General features: G+C 63.7%; 12 protein-coding genes, 1 tRNA gene and 1 pseudogene. 10 read left to right on the top strand and 4 right to left on the bottom strand.

Translation table 11 applies throughout. The annotated features are described in order from the left end of the window. The coding region (locus HPO_RS17700) for a hypothetical protein (RefSeq protein ID WP_035601893.1) at positions 1 to 294 on the bottom strand (294 nt) is incomplete at its 3' end. Between the two features lie 263 nt (positions 295 to 557). Continuing rightward, entirely contained in the window at positions 558 to 1778 is a 1221-nt protein-coding gene (locus HPO_RS17705) for a serine hydrolase domain-containing protein (RefSeq protein WP_035601897.1), read from the bottom strand. 165 nt (positions 1779 to 1943) lie between these two features. Here HPO_RS17705 and HPO_RS17710 point away from each other — a divergent pair. From HPO_RS17710 to HPO_RS17730, 5 genes and pseudogenes are all read left to right on the top strand, one after another. Continuing rightward, a pseudogene (locus HPO_RS17710) lies at positions 1944 to 3793 on the top strand (ATP-binding protein). Between the two features lie 156 nt (positions 3794 to 3949). Then, positions 3950 to 4483, top strand: coding sequence for a DUF805 domain-containing protein (locus HPO_RS20020; protein WP_051612785.1), 534 nt, complete (start codon positions 3950 to 3952; stop codon positions 4481 to 4483). Positions 4484 to 4526: 43 nt separating this feature from the next. Continuing rightward, positions 4527 to 4976 carry a DUF805 domain-containing protein gene (locus tag HPO_RS17720; protein WP_035601899.1) on the top strand — a complete coding sequence of 150 codons (450 nt, stop codon included), beginning with the start codon at positions 4527 to 4529 and terminating at the stop codon, positions 4974 to 4976. A gap of 136 nt (positions 4977 to 5112) precedes the next feature. Continuing rightward, complete coding sequence (locus HPO_RS17725) at positions 5113 to 5634, top strand: DUF805 domain-containing protein (protein ID WP_035601902.1); 522 nt, start codon at positions 5113 to 5115, stop codon at positions 5632 to 5634. Positions 5635 to 5664: 30 nt separating this feature from the next. Beyond that, positions 5665 to 6456 (top strand): hypothetical protein, encoded by a 792-nt coding sequence (locus HPO_RS17730; RefSeq protein WP_035601905.1) that lies wholly within the window; start codon positions 5665 to 5667, stop codon positions 6454 to 6456. Positions 6457 to 6500: 44 nt separating this feature from the next. Here the strand turns inward: HPO_RS17730 and lipB are convergent, their stop codons facing one another. Continuing rightward, on the bottom strand, positions 6501 to 7187 hold the full coding sequence (gene lipB, locus HPO_RS17735) for a lipoyl(octanoyl) transferase LipB (protein ID WP_035601908.1): 687 nt from the start codon (positions 7185 to 7187) through the stop codon (positions 6501 to 6503). A gap of 86 nt (positions 7188 to 7273) precedes the next feature. Here lipB and HPO_RS17740 point away from each other — a divergent pair. Further along, a tRNA-Leu gene (locus tag HPO_RS17740) sits at positions 7274 to 7358 on the top strand. Positions 7359 to 7440: 82 nt separating this feature from the next. Here HPO_RS17740 and HPO_RS17745 read toward each other — a convergent pair. Further along, positions 7441 to 9210 (bottom strand): M61 family metallopeptidase, encoded by a 1770-nt coding sequence (locus HPO_RS17745; RefSeq protein ID WP_035601911.1) that lies wholly within the window; start codon positions 9208 to 9210, stop codon positions 7441 to 7443. Positions 9211 to 9433: 223 nt separating this feature from the next. Here HPO_RS17745 and HPO_RS17750 point away from each other — a divergent pair, with 223 nt between their 5' ends. The 4 genes from HPO_RS17750 (at position 9434) to HPO_RS17765 (ending at position 16954) form a co-directional block, all read left to right on the top strand. Beyond that, a complete protein-coding gene (locus tag HPO_RS17750) occupies positions 9434 to 11035 on the top strand; it encodes a M61 family metallopeptidase (protein WP_035601913.1) in 1602 nt (533 codons plus the stop codon). 274 nt (positions 11036 to 11309) lie between these two features. Further along, the gene (locus HPO_RS17755) at positions 11310 to 12419 is read left to right on the top strand and encodes a pyridoxal phosphate-dependent aminotransferase (RefSeq protein WP_051612787.1); all 1110 of its coding nucleotides are present in this window, start codon (positions 11310 to 11312) and stop codon (positions 12417 to 12419) included. A gap of 10 nt (positions 12420 to 12429) precedes the next feature. Further along, on the top strand, positions 12430 to 13752 hold the full coding sequence (locus HPO_RS17760; protein WP_035601919.1) for an APC family permease: 1323 nt from the start codon (positions 12430 to 12432) through the stop codon (positions 13750 to 13752). A 190-nt stretch (positions 13753 to 13942) separates the two neighbouring features. Further along, positions 13943 to 16954 carry a TonB-dependent receptor domain-containing protein gene (locus HPO_RS17765; RefSeq protein WP_035601922.1) on the top strand — a complete coding sequence of 1004 codons (3012 nt, stop codon included), beginning with the start codon at positions 13943 to 13945 and terminating at the stop codon, positions 16952 to 16954. Positions 16955 to 16963: the final 9 nt, after the last annotated feature.

A 16963-nucleotide genomic window follows, 5' to 3' on the forward strand; every position in this document is an offset into this window, starting at 1 on the left:
CGGTGAGACGGTCCCGGAGGGCGGCTTTGCCGCGTCCGGCAGGGCGCGGGGCTTGGGGCGCTCAGGGATGGGCTGGTGGGCGGCGAGGATCAGCACGACACGGCGCAGGGCGGTTTCAGCCGGGACGAGGGCGTAGCTCGTCAGTTTACGGAGGAGCGCGTTGCTGGGCCGGGCGGTGCCGAGGCGTTCGAAGATGCTGTCGATATAATGGACAAAGCGCAGGATGAGCTGGCGTGCCTGTTCGAGCAGGACGTAGACGGGATCATCCGTTGGCTGAGGGGCGCTGTCTTCCATGCGGGGAGAATAGCATGGCGCCGGAGGGGGTGGATAAGGCGGGGGTGGTTTTGGGGGAAGGGGTTGAAGGGATTGGGGTTTCTGGGGCTGGAGGTGTGGGATAGGGCGGGCGTTGCTGCCCTCACCTCCCATCGCTGCGTGATGGGCCCCTCCTCTCCCAGAGGGAGAGGGGTTTAGCATTGCGCTTGCGGCCAAGTCCCAACCCCTCTCCCGCTTGCGGGAGAGGAGGGGCCCGCGCCCGTCAGGGCGTGGGAGGTGAGGGGCTACTCCGCTGCTTCGGCGTCGAGGGCGCGTTGGACGGCGGTGTAGAAGGCGTCGCGGGCGGGCCATTCGCCGTCGCGCAGGCCCAGCGCGCTGGTCCAGTTGGCGTTGGAGGCGATGACGAGGTTGCGGGCGGGGTCGATGAAGATGCCCTGGCCGAAGATGCCATCGGCCATGAAGGCGCCGTCGTCGCGCGTCCACCACTGGAAGCCGTAGCCGAAGCCCGCCTCGCCGATGTCTGCCTGTTTCAGGGTGGCGCTGGGCAGCCAGTCTGACGGGAGGATGGGGCCATCGGCGGTGACGCCGCCATCGAGGATGAACTGGCCGAAGCGGGCATAGTCGCGCGTGGCGGCCTGGATGCAGCATCCGGAAATCTCGTGGCCATCCTGCCCGAGCAGCCAGGTGGCGTCCTGCTCCATGCCATAGGGCGCCCAGATTTTCTCGGAGAGATAATCGGAGACGGGTTTGCCGGTGGCGGAACTGACGAGGATGCCGATCAGGTTGGTTTCGCCTGTGGAATAGTTCCAGACCTCGCCGGGGGGATGGGCACGGGCAAGGCCGCGCATATAGGTGACGATGCCATGCGCGCCGGGCTGTGGCTCGGCCTTGTCGAACAGGGCGACATCGGAGGCGGGGTCCTCATAATCCTCGTTCCAGGCCACACCGGACGTCATCGTCAGGAGCTGGGCAACGGTGACATCATCATAGGGCGAGCCGGCCAGATCCGGGATGTATTTCGCCACCGGATCGTCCAGGCTCTCGATATAGCCGTCCGCGATGGCGGCGCCCACGAGGGTGGAGGTGAGGGACTTGGCGACCGAGAAGCTGGTCCAGCGGCCCTCCGGCGCGAAGCGGTTGCCGTAGCGCTCGAGACGGATCTTGCCATCCTGCAGGATAACGAGGGCGGCGGCGTTCTGGGCGTCGAGGTAGGCGTCGAGGTCAATTTCCGCTGAAAGGTCCAGCGGGGCGCCTTCAGGCAGGGGGCGCACGGTTTCCCCGCGCGGGATGGGCCGCGATTCGATGATCAGGGGCAGGCGGTCCATCATCCGGAAGGCAGCATCGCGCTGGGCATTCGACCAGAAGAGAACATCCCGGCCGGAAGGCGGATGGGCGATCAGGGCGCGCCAATCCGGCCCCACCAGAACCCAGCCGGCCCCGAGGATAACGGCGATGACAACGCCAACAATGCCGATGCCCCGCAGCCATTTTTGTGCGCCGCCCATAAACCTGACCCTCCCGTCACTTTTTTCCGGCTGGCAGCTTTAGTCTGCCGCAGTTTGGCCGCAAGGCGCAGTGCAGCAAATTGCCGGTGGGGCAAGCATGGACAAGGGGGCGGGGGCGGCTTAACGGAAACAGGTTTGTTACAGTTTCGAGGGGCCAAGGACCGTATGTTCAAGAAGATCCTGATCGCCAACCGCGGTGAAATCGCCGTCCGTGTCATCAAGACCTGCCGCCGCCTGGGCGTCAAAACGGTCGTCGTTTACTCGGATGCGGATGCTGGCTCGATGGCGGTCGAGATGGCCGATGAGACGGTGTATATCGGCGCCTCGCCGGCGGCCCAGTCCTACCTCGTCCAAGACAAGATCATCGACGCGGTGCGCCAGACGGGCGCAGAGGCGATCCATCCCGGCTTTGGCTTCCTTTCCGAGAATGCCGGCTTTGCCAAGCGCCTCGAGAAAGAGGGGATCGGCTGGATCGGCCCGAACGCCCATGCCATCGACGCGATGGGCGACAAGATTTCGTCCAAGAAGCTGGCGGCAGAAGCCGGCGTTTCGACCGTGCCGGGGCATATGGACCTGATCAAGGACACCGCGCACGCGGTCGAGATCAGCCGCCAGATCGGCTATCCGGTGATGATCAAGGCGTCTGCGGGCGGCGGCGGTAAAGGCATCCGCGTGGCGGCCAATGACAAGGAAGTGGAAGAAGGCTTCCCGGCGGTGAAGGCGGAGGCGACCGCCTCCTTTGGCGACGACCGGATCTTCATCGAGAAGTTCATCCTGGAGCCGCGCCACATCGAGATCCAGGTGCTGGGCGACAAGCATGGCAACTGCATCTTCCTGAACGAGCGGGAATGCTCGATCCAGCGCCGGAACCAGAAGGTCATCGAGGAAGCGCCCTCGCCGCTGCTGGATCCCGAGACGCGCAAGAAGATGGGCGAGCAGGCCGTGGCCCTCGCCAAGGCTGTGAACTATGACAGCGCGGGCACGGTCGAGTTTGTGGCCTCGGGCAAGGACAAGGGCTTCTACTTCCTTGAAATGAATACCCGCCTGCAGGTGGAGCACCCCGTCACCGAGATGATCACGGGCGTCGACCTTGTGGAGCAGATGCTGCGCGTGGCCTATGGCGAGAAGCTGAAGATCAAGCAATCCGACATCAAGATCAATGGCTGGGCCGTGGAGAGCCGGGTGTATGCGGAAGATCCGTACCGGAACTTCCTGCCATCGATTGGCCGCCTGAAGCGCTTCCATCCGCCCGCGGAAGGGAAAGTGGCGCGCGGGGAAGTGCGCCTTGATTCCGGCGTGCGCGAGGGCGACGAGATCTCGATGTTCTATGACCCGATGATCGCCAAGCTGATCACCCACGGGAAGGACCGCGACGCGGCGCTGGACGCCCATGGCGAGGCGCTCGACCGGTTCCATATCGAGGGCATTCAGGACAATATCCCGTTCATCGCCGCGCGGCGCAGATTTCCGATCAGATGTCATCGCCGGCCGCCTCCATCCGCAAGGATTGGGTGGTGATCCTGGGCGACAAGCATCATCCCGTGACGATCGATATCGGCAAAGACGGGGAAGCTCAGATCACGGTCAATGGCGGCAAGGCGCACAGCCTCGTCACGTCCTGGCAGCCGGGACAGCACCTTCTGGAAGGCGTGCTGGATGGCAAGCCGTTTGCCGTGAAGTTTGCCGACCGGACGGAAGGCTATCTCTTCCGTCATCGCGGCGTGGCGCTGCGCGCGCTGGTGTGCACGCCGTTTGTGGCCGACCTGCATGGCCGCCTGCCGGAGAAGCCGAAGGCGGATACCTCCAAGCTGGTGATTTCGCCGATGCCGGGGCTGGTTGTGTCAATGGATGTGTCGATTGGCCAGGAAGTGCAGGAAGGCGAAGCGGTCTGCATCGTGGAAGCCATGAAGATGCAGAACATTATCCGCGCCGGCGCAACCGGCACGGTGAAGGCCATCAATGTGAAGGCGGGCGACAGCGTGGCGGCTGACGAGATCATGGTGGAGTTCGCCTGAGCGGCGAGCCCCACCTGTCTCGAACTTAAAGTTTCCTAAACCGGTTTGGTCTGGTAATCCTGCTGACGTGGCGGCAGGGGACTTTTCCCATGGACGGGCCGTCACTCTACACGGGCGGCAACCTGATCCGTTGCCGGACATAGAAGGGACAGTTCCATGGAACTTTATCTGAGCCCCAATGGGCGGATCGATCAGCCTACCTACTGGCGCGCTGTGATCATCCTGTTCGGTATCAGCGCTGTACTGAATGTTATCAGCGCTTTCGTTTCGCCGTTTCTGGGATTCGTGGGTATCCTGTTCATCTGGCCGTGGATCGCGGTGCATGTGAAACGCTTCCATGATGCGGGCAAGACGGGCTGGCTGACGGTGGCGATGGTCCTGCTGGCAATCGTTGTGTCATTTGTTCTGGCAGCATTCCTGCCGGGCCTGTTCGGGGTCGATCAGGCCGCCCTGCAGGCAGACATGGAGCGCCAGATCGAGCAGGCCGCTGCCAGTGGAAATCCCGCTGCTGCGATGAGCGTGGCGATGGAAGCTTCGAAGGCGGCAGCGCAGGCGCAGCTTATTCCAAGCCTCGTCTCTTCCCTGATCGTCACCGGCGTTGTGGGCGCCGTGATGGGCCTGTTCAAGACCGATCCGAATGACAACCAGTATGGCCCCGGCCCGGCGGGCGCCTCTTCTACTTTCGTCTGATCCGACTTTAGTTCAACCAACATCGACAAGGGGATATTCTTCGATGGTTAGTTTTCCTGACGCCGTAAAAATGTTTTTCGCGCGCTATACCGATTTCCAAGGGCGTTCGCGCCGGTCGGAATACTGGTGGGTGGTGCTGTTCAATGCGCTGGTGATGACGGTGCTCGCGATCCTCATGCTGACGCTTGGCGGATTTAACCCGGAGACTGGGGCGATGGGGCCGCTGGGCTTTGTGTTCATCGGGATCATTGGCCTGTATGCGCTGGCGATCATCATTCCCAGCATCGCGCTGTTCGTGCGCCGGCTGCATGACATCAACCAGACCGGCTGGATCTATCTCGGCCTCGTGATTGCGGGCTTCATCCCGTTCATCAACTTCCTGGCCTCGATCGCTCAGATCGTGATCGGCTGTATCCCCGGCACGGTGGGTCCGAACAAGTATGGCCCCGATCCGAAGAATCCGGGCGCGGGCAATGCCGACATCTTTGCCTGATCCTGCGGGCAACGCGACTTCCAGAGAAAGCCGGGCGGGGGCGCCCGGCTTTTTTTGTTGCGTGCCTTTATCGTTTATTGATAAGGGCGACGTAGCGTTTCTTAAAACCAGCCCCTGAAGGGACAGAGTAGACCGCATGGATTTCCGCCAGATTTTCTTTGACCCCCAGGGCCGGTCGAGCCCGCGCGACTTTGCGCGGGGCCTGATTGTGCTGACGGGGGTGATGGTGGCGATCCAGACGCTGACGGTGATCGCCGGGCCGCAGGTCAATGTGCTGCAATATGCGCTGGTGTTTCCGTATATCTGCGTCTTCGCCAAACGCCTGCATGATGCCGGGCAAAGCGCCTGGCTGTGGCTGTTGTTCCTGGCCGGCTGGCTGGTGGTGAACGCCGTGGTGGGCGGCATCCTGATGCAGCTGATGGTTCCGGGCGCGATGGAGCTGTCCACGGAGCTGGTGAACGCCATGCTGGCGCCCGAGGGCGTGGATCAGGCGGCGCTGAGCGCGAAGGTGGAGGAGTTCTCCCGCCTGTCGGCCGTGCCCAACATCCTGTCGTTCCTGATTGCCAGCGGCCTGACCGGCTATGTCGCCTACAGCCTGAAATCCGACCCCAAACCCAATCGCTTCGGCCCGCCAACGACCGGCAGCCGTTCTTCCTGACGCCCGCCCCTTAAAAGACGAGGACCAGCCATGGAATATACCGCCGGCGCCGTTGACCCGCACCGCCCCTGGATCCGTGACGCGCGCGACGCGCCGGAAAACATGAATTGGTGGCAGACCCTCTTCAATCCCTTCGGCAAGACCTACAAGCTGCACTTCACGCGGGCCTGGACCTTGATGTTCATGGGCCGGTTGCTGCTGTATGTGATCCCGAGTTTCATCGCCTTCGTGGCCGGGATTGCCGGGGTGAGCAGCGATGGCTTCAACAAGCCTGTGAACCTCATGCTGTTTACCGTGCCGGCGGTGCTGTTGCCCTTCGCGCTGTTTACGCTGCTGACGGAATATACCTCATTCGTGGTGCATGTCCGCAGGCTGACGGAAGCGGGACGGTCTGCCTTCATGGCGGTGATCGTTCTGGTGCCGCTGCTGCTTGGGCTGGTGGCTTATGCGCTGGGCACGCAGGCAGGCGCGGCGCAATACCGGCAGATGCATTCGCCCGCCAATTCCGAAGCGGTGGAAACACGCGCGGAGAAGAAGGGCGAAGAGGAAGAGGGCGAAGACGCCGCGTCCAAGGACACGCAGACGGCTGCGGCAGGCGGGGGCGGAGCGCGCGATCCGCGCCGGGCCGCGATGATGCAGATGAGCGAGCGCCAGCTGGCCATGCAGGCCGGCATGGGGATGGCCTTCCCGATCTGGTGGCTTGCTTCCTTCGGGGCGATGCTGTGGTCGCTGATGTATGTGGCGCGCCTGCCCAATGGCGGGGAAGGCAAATTCCGTACGGGCAGCCATATGACGCCTGAGGAGATTGCGCGCGGGGTTTGACCCCGCAGCGCGGGCTCTAGCCCCCTCTCCTTGGGGAGAGGGGGCTAGAGGGGCGCTTCCACCCGGATCAGTTCGCTGCTGAAGACATTCTCGAAGGCGGCTTTCAGGGCGATGTCCACTTCTGCCATCGAGACGATGCGGCCGAGGCCGGCGAGGCTGGTAACGCCGTAGCGGGGGTCTTCTATGCCGCAGGGGGTGATGCCGGTGAAATGGTCGAGCTCCGGCTCCACGTTCAGCGAGATGCCGTGGAAGCTGACCCAGCGCTTGAGGCGCACGCCGATGGCGGCGATCTTGTCTTCCCGCGGCGGGCCGCCGGGCTCTGTGCGGTCGACCCAGACGCCGACGCGGCCTTCGCGCATGCCGCCCTCGACATTGAAGGCGGCCAGCGCCTCGATGATCCAGGCTTCCAGGCTGGCGACGAAGGCGCGGACATCGCGGCCGCGCACGCCGACATCGAGCATGACATAAGCCACCCGCTGGCCGGGGCCGTGATAGGTGTACTGGCCGCCGCGCCCGGCATCGTAAACGGGGAAGCGGGCGGGGTCTTTCAGGTCTTCGATGCGGGCCGATGTGCCGGCGGTGTAGAGGGGGGGATGTTCCAGGAACCACAGCAGCTCCGGGGCATTTTCATCCCGGATGGCGCGGGCGCGGGCCTCCATCGCGGCAAGGGCGGCCTCGTAAGGCACCGGGGCGTCAGAGACGGCCCATTCGACGGGAGGAAAATTCTTCATGGCCGGTGCGATATAGGCGTTTTTCAGGGCTTCACAAAGCCGAATGACCGCCTTATACGGCCCGTCTGCCTCGAGAATACCAGTGTGCGGTCGTGGCGGAATTGGTAGACGCGCAGCGTTGAGGTCGCTGTGGGGCAACCCGTGGAAGTTCGAGTCTTCTCGACCGCACCATTCTCTGATCTGCGGAGACGCAAAAAACCCCTCCCTGGCCTGGCCCGGGAGGGGTTTTGCGTTTCAGGGCCGGGCGTGGACCTCAGAGATTGCAGTCTTCTTCCGGAACGGGGGTGCGCACCCATTGTTTGCCGGGGCGCGGGGGCGTCCAGGGGGTGTAGGTGATGGTGAAGGGGGCGGCGCCTTCGCGCTGGAGGCTGAGGGTGACCGGCGTGCCGGGGGCGGCGTCTCTGGCGGCCTCAAGGGTTTCGGGGTTCTCGATCAGGTCAAAGCGCTGGATGCCGGCGGCTTCGGCGGGAGTACCCGGTACGATGGGACCGGCGCGGGTGTGGCCGTCTTCATCCTTATAGGGACGGAATCCGATGACGAAGTTCTGCAGCATACGGTCTTCGGCGGTGAAGCAGGGGCCGAAAAGGTCTGACGGCAGATCAAGCGGCGCGCCTTCCATCATGTCGCGGAAGCCGGCCTGGCCAGCCTCGCCGAGATAGATGCCGACAAGGTCATGCCAGAGGGCAACGCCGTCTGCAGCGTCCTTTCCGCTTTCCAGAAAGTCGAAGATCAGATTGTCCACGCGAAGCTCTCCGCCGGAGGCGGCGCGGATCTGCGCGTCGAGGAGGGCGATGTAGAGCGGCCCGCGATTGTAGGGCACGATCTGGGCGTTGCCATCGGAGAAGAAGAGGCGGGTGACTTCGGCGTTGGAAAGGTTTGACTGCGGATTGGTGTAATAGGATTTGGCGTAGCCATTGAAACCGTCGATATAGTGATCGAGGCTGGTGAGGCCGGCGCGGTAGGGCAGGAGGACAGTGTAGTAGTTCGTCACGCCTTCAGAATACCATTGCTGGCCACCCGCGCCGCCGCCATCGCCATAGCCGCGCACGAAATGGTGGAGCGCTTCATGGGCGAGGAGCCCGCGGACTTCATCGGGATCACGGTCTTCGCCGTCGACGGTGCCGAAGATGAAGGAGTTGAAACCGCCGCCACCGCCGCCCTGGAAGCGCTCGGTTGTGCGCATGAAGATGCGGAAGGGCGTGTCGCTGGCGCCGAAGAAGCTGTTGAAATAATCGTAGGCCTGGCGCGTCCAGCCGGCAGCGCCGTCAAGGTCGAAGGCGGCAGGCGTCATCCAGTAGGTGACGAACGGGCCGGAGCCGTCCCCGGGCTGGCTGCGCAGGGGGCCGGCCATAAAGAAGGTGTTGTTTAGGTTCTGGGCGGTGACGCTGGCGGTGGCATTGCCTTCGCCAAGGCTGGAGGCGGCGCGGGCGCCGGGCTCAAGCTCTGAAAGATCCCAGGTGAGGGCAACCTCGCGCGGCCAGCCGGAGACGGGCAGGGCGAGCATGGTGTTGCCCGCGCCATAGAAGCCGGTGAGCTCGGTGCGGGTGTCGATCAGCGGGCCGGGGCGGGTGGCGGCGGTGATCACGCGTGGTTCGATCGTGTAGCGCACGGTGACATCGCCCTGGCTGGCGCGGGCAGCGATCCAGCGGCGGTCCTGGCGGAAATCTGAGGGGTCGACGGGGTCTTCCTCGATGGTCAGCGGCAGGGCGCCGGCGGCGTCTTCGGCAACCAGCGTCTCAGGATGCTTGAGCGCGCCGGGGGCCATGACGCGGACGATGGCCATGGAGAGGAAGGTGTCGCCGGGCTGGAGCGCTGGCTCGCGGATGAGCAGGGTGATGTCGATGGCCTCGACCTTTTCGCCGGTGGGGCGGCGGGGCGTGAGGGCGATCTCCATATCGGCAGGCGCGGCGGCTTGCGCCTCGGCAGCGGGCGCGGGCGGGGCGGCGCAGGTGGCCGGCAGCAGGCAGCCGATCAGCAGCGCGGCGGCGGCGAGGAGCGAGCGGTCGGGGCGGGCGGAGATCATGCGGCGGGGTCCTCGGTCGGCAGGGTTGGCGTAATCCTACAGGCATTGCCGGGGAGATTTAATCGAATGAAAGAGCGCGAGGGGCGGAACGGAAAAATCTATCCCGGCAGCGCGCCCATGGCGGGGCATTCATGCGGAGGGGCAGTATTCGGCGGCAATATCGAAAGGACTATTCTGCCCCGCCTGCAGAAAGTTGACCCTGAAGAATGAGTTGAGGCTTTCGATGGCAGACGCTGCCTGGTTCGGGATTTTGCAGGCGCGCGGACGGGTTGCCGGCATGGCGCTTTGCGGCCTGATCGCGCTGGCGGCCTGCAAGGGCGCGCCTGACGCAGCCGTGGCCGCGCCTGAGGCGAAGCCGGAAGCTTATTATGAGATCACACTCCGGCCAGAGCTGGACGAGGGCGGCGCGGTGGAAGCCATCGCCGTTACGTCGCGGCTGCATGGCGGGCTGAAGGGCGGGGAAACCCGGCTGAAGCTGTCTGCGCCGGTTGTGTACGTGAATGTCATGGGCGTTGCGGACCGTATCCGTGATCTGCGCGTGACAGACGGGGCCGGCCCGGTCGAGTTTACCCTTGAGCAGGACGATCCAGTGCCCGGAGGCTTCCCATATTTCCGGCATTGGACGGCGACGCGGGATGTCGATTACCCTCTCGACATTTCCTATAGAGCGCTTGTCCAGCCTGAGGGAGGACCAGCTGGGCCGGCCTTTGGAATTCGGCCGTCAGCAGGCGGCGTGAGCGGCGCGGGCGCGGGCTATATGATCGTGCCCGTCAATTCAGAGTCCAACCTGTCCTATCTCGATTGGGATCTGGCAGAGTTCGGACCGGGAGCGGTGGGGGTTACCACGTTCGGAGAGGGACGTGTTGAGGTCAATGGCCCCCCCGCCGCTCTGATGCAGGGCTGGCTGATGGCGGGGCCTGCCGGGCAATATCCGCCTGCGGAAGAAGAAACACATTTCCGTGCTTACTGGCTGGGCAATTTCCCGTTCGATGTGACCGAAGAGATGGCGTATGCCAAGGATCTTTACGACTATTTCGGGGAGTTCTTCGCCTATCTTGATCCGGCGCCGGATTACCGCGTGTTCCTGCGCCAGCTCGACACCGAGCCTTATGGCGGGGCAACGGCGCTGGCCAATTCCTTCATGCTGTCGCGCGGGCCGGCCCGGCCTGAGGAAATGGGCGGGCAATCGCCCCGCTCCACCCTGGCGCATGAGATGATCCATATGTGGGTGGGCGGGCTGAGCGGCGAACATGCCCTCACCAACTGGTTTTCCGAAGGGCTGACCACCTATTACGAATACACCGTGCCCTTCCGGGCGGGGCGCATTTCTCTTGAGGACTATATCAGCGGGCTGAATGGCCTCACCGACCGGTACTATTCCAATCCGGCCCGGGCAATGCCTGCGCTCGAGATTGGCCGGGTGGGCTTCAGTGACGGGCGCGTGCGCCATGCGCCCTATCAGCGGGGCGCGCTTTATTTCGCCGATCTGGACGCGCGCATCCGCGCGGCAAGCGGCGGGACGCGGACGCTGGACATGCTGGTGCGCGAAGTGTTTGCGCTGCGTCAGCGCGGCGAGATCCAGCTTACCCTTGAGGCCTGGAGCGATTTTGTGTCGGCAGAACTCGGCGCCGAGGAGGAAGCATTCGTCCGCGCGCTGCACATTGACGGGCAGGTGATCTATCCGGCCACCGATGCCTTTGGGGCGTGTGTGCGCGGGGCGCCGGCGCCGATCGAGGTGGACGGGGAAAGCTTTGGCGGCATGCGTTGGGTGCGCGTGGAGGGCGTGGCGCCCGAAGCCTGCTTTGCCAGCGGCCTGCCGGGCTGATCGCCGTGGGCGCGGGGGCTTTCTGCAGCACAGGATGGGGCAGCTGGCGCGGGCTAGAACATCTATGCGCTGGAGGCGCTGGCCGCGCTGGCCTTTGCATAAACAATTTTTCGGCTGCCTGTCAGATGTCAGGCAACGCTCTGGCGGCGCGCGCCCTCAATGGCTGCCCGTGCCAGAGACTATAACAGATTCAAAGGGTAAGGATTAGAACGCAGTGGACGCATCTGATGGTTCCAACGAAAACGTCCTGAGCTTTGCCCATTGGGTGAGGGATATGATCACATTGATGCGGTCCGGTACGCCGGGGACCGTGCCTCTGTTTGAAAGCTCTGTTCCCGAGCCGGTCGACATGCTGGCCGAAGTGATCCGCAATGCATTCCGCGACGGATTTCCGGATTCCTATAAAAGCGTCTTTATGCGGAACAATCCGGATATCAGCGAGCGTCTGGCGGCGCGCTATGGCGTGCCCGAAGAGTCCATCCTCTGCACGACCGGGGCGACCACCGCCGTTTCGATGATCTATACCGGGCTGCTCTCGCCGGGAGACCGCATCCTAGTGGAGACGCCGGGCTTTGACATCTTTGCCAACATGGCGCGGGATGTGGGCGTGGAGGCCGATTTCTTCCGGCGCCAGGCGCCCGGATTCGGCATTTCTGTTGAGGGCGTGCTGGACGCCTTGCAGCCGGATACGCGCATGGTGGTGCTGACCAACCTGCACAATCCGAGCGGGGCCTATGTCAGCGATGAGACGCTGGCCGAGCTGGCCCGCGCGCTGGAGGCGCGGGGCGTCCTGCTGCTGCTGGATGAGGTGTACCGGGACTATCTGGGCACTGCCGGGCCGGGGCTGGACCCCCGCCAGCATGAGAATGTGCTGCGCATCAGCAGCCTCACGAAGATCTTTGGCCTGAGCACGCTGCGCTGCGGATGGATCATTGCCGGGCGCCACCTGCTGCGCCGGCTGCGGGACTATTCCGAGCGGGCCGATTTCAACGTCTCGCGCCTGTCGCATTGTGTGGCCGCCGAAGTGCTGGCGCGGGCAGACAAGTTTGACGCCTGGCGCAATGAGATGATGGCGACGGCCCGGCCGATTGCGGCAACCGCGCTGAGCGAGATGGCAGAGCAGAGGCTGATCCAGGCCGGCGTGCCGCTGCTGGGCTGTACCTGCTTTCCGCAGCTGGTCGGTGTGGGAGACACGCGCAGCCTGTCGCAATGGCTCTCGGCCAAGCATGGCGTGGTGGTGGTGCCGGGCGAATGTTTCGGCGCGCCGGGCTATCTGCGCATCGGCTATGGCCTGCCGCCGGAGCGGCTGACCGAGGGGCTGGGCCGCCTGTCGCGCGGGCTTGCCGAGTATCGCGCAAACGGCCAGAAGCGCCATAGTGCCTGAAGGAAAACCGATGTCCGATGCCCCGCCCGCTGCCGATGGCCTGAAGCGCAATGTCGGCCTGTTCGGCGTTGTATCACTGGGGCTGGGCACGGCGGTGGGCGTATCGATCTTCTCGATTCTGGCGCCGGCGGCGGCGGTGGCCGGGCCGGCGATGCTCGTGTCGATGCTGATCGCGATCATCCCGATGATCGTCTTTGCGCTGATCTATTCCTTCATGGGCGCGGCGGCCCCGGCAACGGGGGCCTCGTTTGAATGGCCGCGCCGCTTTGTGCATCCCTTTGCCGGCTTCATCATCAGCTGGATGCGGATCGCCGGCAGCACGGCGGCGCTGATCGTGCTGACCATGGTGCTGGTTTCCTACATGTCAGCGGTCATCGCGCTGCCGTCAAAGCTGGTGATGTTCGGCATTTTTGCAGCGGTGTTCCTGATCAATCTGGCGGGCGTTTCCTTTGTGGCGCGCAGCCAGGCGATCATGCTGGTGATCCTGCTGGCCACCTGCGCTGTGTTCGTGTTTGGCGGGGCAGGGCATGTGGAGCCTGAGAATTTCATTCCGTTTGCGGACAAGGGCCTGATCGGCATCTTTGCGGCGATTCCGCTACTGATTTCCCTCTTCCTCGGCATCGAGAGCGCGACGGAAGTGGGTGGGGAAGTGCGCAATCCGCGGCGGAACATTCCGCTGGGCATCGCTATTTCCGTGGCGCTGACGGCGGCGGTTTACCTGTCGGTCGCGGTGATTGCGCTGGGCGTTCTGGGGGGCGATGCGCTGGCAGCGTCCTCTGCGCCGCTGCTGGACGCGGCGCGTATCTCGCTGGGCAATAACGGGCAGTGGCTGATCCTGATCTGCGCCTTTGTGGCCATCGGCAGCTCGATCAATGCCACCTTCGTGATCATGACGCGGTTTCTCTATGCGATGTCGCGGGCCGGGATGCTGCCGGGCTTTCTGGCGAAGACCAATGCGGCGCGCGGCGTGCCGCAGAACGCGGTTTACCTTGCCTTCGGCCTCTGCTGCCTGGGGCTGTTCATGCCGCAGAACCTGGTTTTCCTGTTCCTGGCGGTGAATATCCCGACCATTCTCAAATATGCGGCGACCTGCCTTTCGGCCATCGGCCTTTGCCGGCGCGAGCCGGAATTGCGCGAAGCAGCTTCGTTCAGCCTGCCGGCCGGCATGGTTTATGCGCTGGCGGGATTTGGCATCTTTCTGGGCGCGGCGATCATCCTGCTCGGCATTTCGGCCGACTGGCGGCCCTATCTGCTGCTGGGCGGATGGGCCCTGCTCGGTATCGTTTATTATTTCCTCAACCTTCGGGTACGGAACACCCGGAAGGGCAATTAACCGCGCTGGCAGAAATATTCCCCAGCCGGGCGCTGGAGAATAGTTGTTGCACAAGCCGGGGTGGCCGTGTCGCAAATAGTATAAAAAAACCGTCATCCATTTCCTAGCGTGACATCCAACGAAAAGCCGTGCAGCAGCCAGCGCCATTGAGGGGCTGGAAGGGGAGCGTGGCTCGGGTCGGAGATCAGCGATGGAGAGAAATGTGATCGTGAAGAGCCTGTTGAATACGTGTGCTCTGGCCGCCATAGCGTCTGCCCTGGTGGCGCCGCTTGCGGTCGCGCAGGAAGATGAGCCGGCGGCAACCGTGCCGGCGACAGAGGATGCCACCGCGACGCTGGAAACGGTGGTCATCACCGGCTCACGTATCCGCCGTGATGTCGCCTCCACGCCCGCGCCGGTGGTGACCTACGGCAGCGCTGCCTTCGAAGAGCGCGGCCTGATCAGCGCCGGTGACGCGCTGAACGAGATCACCTCGCTGCGTCCGCAGCTCAACCAGGCAGCTGGCGACGGCTCCAACTCCGGCTCGGGCCAGCAGTATCCGGAACTCTTCGGCCTTGGCACCGGCCGGACGCTGACGCTGGTAAACGGCCGCCGGTTTGCGACGACCTCCAGCGGTCTGGGCGACGCGCAGGTGGACGCCAACATCATTCCGACCGGCCTGATCGACCGGATCGAGGTGGTTCAGGCAGGCGGCGCGGCCGTCTATGGCTCTGACGCAATTGCCGGGGTTGTGAACTACATCCTGAAGGACAATTTCGAGGGCCTCGAACTCGACCTGCAATATGGCGACACCGAGCAGGGCAATTTCGAACAGTGGAGCGGCCGGATAACGGCTGGCCAGAACTTCGACAATGACCGCGGCAACATTGCCGTGAACCTCGAAATGTCGTCTTCGCCGGTTGCGCGCTTCAGCGATTTTGAAGCCTCCAACCGCTCGCGCATTACGCAGAGCAACCCGGCAGACACCGGTCCGAATGATGGCATCTCATCATTGAGCGAAATCATTCCCGCCTACTTCTGGAACCACAATGGCAATGGCGTGATCTTCAGCACGCCCGCGCCGCCGCCAAACTTCCTCACCAGCGTGGGCGGCTCGCCTGCGCAGTTTGCCCCGGACGGCTCTGTCGTTTCCTACGATCCGGGCAACATCCTGGGTATTCCGTTTGCGGAAGGTGGTCAGGGGACGCGTTACTCTGACCTCGCCGGCTTGCGGACAGGCGTTGAGCGCTTCACCGGCAACCTCATTGGCCACTACGACATCTCCGACAATCTGCGCTTCAATACCGAAGTGCTGTATGCCCAGACAAATGGCGAAAGCGTGCCGCAAGGCTATGCGCGCTCGGTGCTCAACCAGACCAGCGTGACTTCCGGCGCCATCCGCTTCACCAATGCCAACCCCTTCCTCAGCCAGTCGGCCATCGATACGCTGAGCGCAGCGAGCCCGGCCTTCGCTTCGGGCGGCGGGCTGTGGCTCTCCCGCCACTTCTATGACGATCTTTTCCCGAGCAATCTTCAGGAGAACGAGACCACGACCTGGCGCGTTCTGGGTGGACTTGAAGGCGATTTTGATGCGGCTGGCCGCAACTTCTACTGGACCGCTTCGGCAAGCTTTGCCGATGTGCGCGGCGAGCAGGGGCGTTGGGAGGCAGACTTCGCCAAGTTCAACAAGGCGGTGAACGCCGTGCGCAACGGCGCGGGCGACATTGTCTGCGCCGTCAATGCCGACGCCATCACCACCAACGATGATCCGGCTTGCGCGCCGCTGAACCCGTTCGGCGCAGGCAATATCAGCCAGGCTGCGTCGGAATATGTCTCGGCACGGAGCGGTTTCGAGTTTGCCAACGAGCAGGTGGATCTGCTGGCAACCATCGGCACGCAGCTGTTCACCCTGCCGGCCGGCGCGGTGGATCTGGTGCTGGCCTACGAGCATCGCCGCGAAGAAGCCACCTACACGCCCTTCCTGGCAAACCAGCAGGGCCTTGTGGGCACCGGCGCTGTGCAGACCGAAAGCTCGGGCAAATACAACACCAACGAATATTCGGCAGAAGTGCTCGTGCCGATCTTCGGCGGTGACCTGACCCTGCCGGGCGTGAAAGCGCTGGATTTCAGCGGCACCTACCGCATGGTGGACAACTCCATCGCGGGTGAAGAGTCCGTCTGGAGCGCCGGTTCACGCTGGCAGGTGACCGATGGCCTGACCTTCCGTGTAACCCGCAGCCGGAACTTCCGTGCACCCACGCTGGAGCAGCTGTTTGCGCCGCAGAATACCATCATCGCCAATGGCGGATTTGACCCCTGCGATGCTGACCGCATCAATTCGGGGCCCAACCCCGCCGTGCGCCGCGCCAACTGTGAAGCTGAGTGGGCCGCCAATCCGCAATATGGCAACCTGGCGACCTTCCAGAACCCTGCCGAGAACTTCACGGTGACCAGCGTTCTGACTGGCGGCAACCCGGATCTGGCCAACGAAGTTTCCGAAACGACCACCTTCGGCGTGGTGTTTGACAACTTCATCGTGCCGGGACTGACTGTGGCGGCTGACCGGATCGAGATCGACCTGACGGACGGCCTTTCGGCCTTCACCACGGCCGACTTCATGGCGACCTGCTATGACAGCACCCCGCAGCCAGCGGCCATCTGCTCGGCCTTCACGCGCCTTCAGACGGCGGATGGTTCCAACCCGGCGGGCACGACCGCAACGGGCCGCACCACCACGTTTAATGCGGGCCAGATCAAGTTCCGCGGCGAAGTCTACTACCTCAATTACGGCTTCGACGTGAACGACCTCTTCAGCGGCGCGACGGGCAATGTCACGCTTGGCTTCGAGGCGACGCATATGGCCGAGTTGACAACTTCGGTGACGGGAACGACCTTCGTCCGCTCTGATAATACCGTGCAACGCCCCGACTGGACGGCCCGCCTCAACGCGGCTTATGCCAATGGCCCGCTGCGCATCAGCTATCAGATGGACTATCTCGACAATGTTCTGGCCCTGCCGGATGCCACCATCGAGAACAATCCGAACCCGTACATTGACGCCAACTATGTTCACTCACTGTCTGGCCTCTATGAGGTTCGGGAGGGCTTGACGCTGCGCGCCGGTGTGACCAACATCTTCGATGAGGGCCCGTCCTATCCGACGCTGTACCACGGGGACATCCTCGGCCGCCGTTACTTTGCGGGCGTAAACTACCGCTTCTGATCTGACCAA

It is taken from the genome of Hyphomonas polymorpha PS728 (assembly GCF_000685315.1).
GTDB lineage: Bacteria > Pseudomonadota > Alphaproteobacteria > Caulobacterales > Hyphomonadaceae > Hyphomonas > Hyphomonas polymorpha.